Annotated in this window: 4 protein-coding genes; all 4 read left to right on the forward strand. The window is 61.2% G+C overall.

All coding sequences use genetic code 11. The features are described from left to right. Positions 1-184 precede the first annotated feature (184 nt). From UN63_RS16775 to UN63_RS16790, 4 genes are read left to right on the forward strand one after another with little or no spacing between them, the layout of a single operon-like run. Entirely contained in the window at positions 185-592 is a 408-nt protein-coding gene (locus UN63_RS16775) for a four helix bundle protein (RefSeq protein WP_104488629.1), read from the forward strand. Beyond that, positions 589-876, forward strand: coding sequence for a hypothetical protein (locus UN63_RS16780; RefSeq protein ID WP_104488630.1), 288 nt, complete (start codon positions 589-591; stop codon positions 874-876). Before UN63_RS16775 ends, UN63_RS16780 begins: the two co-directional genes overlap by 4 nt. Beyond that, positions 873-1,964, forward strand: a complete 1,092-nt coding sequence (locus UN63_RS16785; protein WP_104488631.1) for a reverse transcriptase domain-containing protein — start codon at positions 873-875, stop codon at positions 1,962-1,964. The genes UN63_RS16780 and UN63_RS16785 overlap by 4 nt, the downstream gene beginning before the upstream one ends. Before the next feature lie 7 nt (positions 1,965-1,971). Next, positions 1,972-2,217, forward strand: a complete 246-nt coding sequence (locus UN63_RS16790; protein WP_146084770.1) for a hypothetical protein — start codon at positions 1,972-1,974, stop codon at positions 2,215-2,217. Positions 2,218-2,305: the final 88 nt, after the last annotated feature.

The raw sequence follows: 2,305 nt of genomic DNA on the forward strand, positions 1-2,305 counted from the left end.
ACTACCACCATCAATATATTCGCAATGAGCTCTGCGTCCTCTCCGGCTACAGCTGGAGCAGCGGTTCGAATGCCGGCCCCTGGGGCGTCCCTTTGAGCAACTACCGCACGAGCTCGAGCCTCTATGTCGGGTTCGCGGCCGCCTCGTATCCGGTTCGCCCGAGCGCCTAGCGAGGGGATGAATAATGGGATTACATAACGAGGCACGACTGGACGGGCGCATGCTGCGCCTGATCAAGCAGCTCAATCAATACCTGGGGCATTTCCCCAGGTTTGAGCGCTACGGCCTGAGCCAGCAAATTCGCACCGCCGCCTACGACACCTATGCCCTGATCGTGGCGGCGCAGAAGCCCTACTCCCGCAAGACCACCCTCGGCCAGCTGGATGTGCGCCACGAACAGCTGCGCATGTTGGTGCGCCTGGCGGGCGAGCTGGGTTACTTCGGTTGGCGCGACGAACGACAGGATGGCGGCCCGCAGGAGCGGGCGCTGCGCCGGCTGCATACTATCGAGCTGATGATTGACGAGGTTGGCATGTTAATCGGCGGCTGGATACGCAGTTATCGAGATAAAGAGGGAGCCAAGCGCCAATGATTGCAGTAGAATCCGCTGTCGGGAGTCGCCTTAACATGCTCTGCGTCATCTCCGGCTACAACTGGAACAACGGTTCGAATGCCGGCCCCTGGGGCGTCAATTTGAACAACAACCGCACGAACTCGAACAACAATGTCGGGTTCGCGGCCGACTCAAATCCACACCTGAAACACCCGTTACCCGGTGCCACTGGAATTGAGGGAGGCGACTTCCCGCCACAGGCAAAACCGTACTACGCCCCGCTTTCTGGTAGCAACTGCGAACGTCAGTGGGGCGCGCAATGAAACGCCACGGCAATCTCTACCCCCAGGTGATCAGCCGCGCCGCCCTGTATCAGGCTTATCTCGACGCCCGCAAAACCAAGCGCGCCACCCGAGCCTGCTTTCAGTTCGAGCGCCGCCTGGCCGCCCAGATAGAAAACCTGCATCAAACCCTGAGTGACGGCAGCTACCAGCCCAAGCCCTATTACAAATTCATGGTCTACGAGCCCAAGCCGCGCGAAATCTCGGCCCCGGCCTTTCGTGATCGCGTGGTGCAGCACGCCATCTACAACCTGATCCGCCCGCTGTTCGATGCCGTCTTCATCGAGCAGAGCTACGCCTGCCGGCTCGGCAAGGGCACCCATGCCGCCAGCGATTACGCCCAGGCCGCGCTGAACCGGGTGCCGGCCGACAGCTACATTCTGCAGCTCGATATCCGTCGTTACTACTACCGGCTGGATCGAGCCGTGCTGCAGCGGCTGATTGAACGCAAGATAAAAGACCGTCGCCTGGTGGCGCTCATCATGCAGTTCGCCATCACCGACGACTATCGTGGCGTCCCCATCGGCAACCTGCTCAGCCAACTGTTCGGGCTGATCTACCTCGACGCGCTGGATCGGTTCGTCAAGCGCGAACTCAAGGTGAAACACTACGCCCGCTACGTCGACGACTTCGTGCTGTTCGGCCTCAGCCGCGAGCAGGCCATCAGCCACAAGGCGCGCATCGTCGAATTTCTGGATAAAGAACTGCACCTGGAGTTGTCCAAGTCCAGCATTCACAAGGCCCATCGTGGCCTGAACTTCGTCGGCTACCGCACCTGGCGAACGCGCCGTTTCGTGCGCAAGCGCAACCTCTACAACTACCGGCAATCCGTGAAGCGGGGACGGCTGGAGTCGGTGATTTCCAGCCTGGGCCACGCTCGCCAAACCGCATCACGTCAATACATGCTCAACTACCTGCAGGAGAACAACCATGAGCTATATCGTCAGCTACCGCAAAAAATCCAATCCCTACACCGTCATCCAGCTCAGCGCCCCCGAGGGCGCCAACGAGCTGTGCACCCTGGACGGCGTAACCTATGTGTCGATCCCGGACGCTACCTCTTTGCCTGAGCAGCCGGTGGAGCTGGACGACATCACGGTGGTAGCCGTCACCGACGAACTCCGTCAGCAGATCGGTGACGCCTCGCCCCACGTCGCACTCATCCGCGAGCGGGTGCGCGAAAAAATCGCGGCTGTCTACTCGCTGCAAGAAGAAATCAAGCTGCTGCGCTTGGCCCCCAGCCCCGAGTTCGACGCCTACAACGACCACGCCGAAGCCTGCCGCGAATGGGGCAGGCAGCAAAAGGCGGAGTTGGGGCTGTAAAGGGTAGCGCGCATGACCTGGACCCAAACCGCCCTTGCCTGGCCGCCCAGCGCGGCCAGCATCGAGACCGCGGCGGCCACCACGCTGG

This window comes from Oceanisphaera arctica (genome assembly GCF_002936955.1).
Taxonomy (GTDB): Bacteria; Pseudomonadota; Gammaproteobacteria; order Enterobacterales; family Aeromonadaceae; genus Oceanimonas; species Oceanimonas arctica.

Bases quoted from the DNA above. Each gene is read 5' to 3' on its own strand.
- UN63_RS16785 (WP_104488631.1), top strand. From the start codon at position 873: ATGAAACGCCACGGCAATCTCTACCCCCAGGTGATCAGCCGCGCCGCC.
- UN63_RS16775 (WP_104488629.1), top strand. From the start codon at position 185: ATGGGATTACATAACGAGGCACGACTGGACGGGCGCATGCTGCGCCTG.
- UN63_RS16780 (WP_104488630.1), top strand. From the start codon at position 589: ATGATTGCAGTAGAATCCGCTGTCGGGAGTCGCCTTAACATGCTCTGC.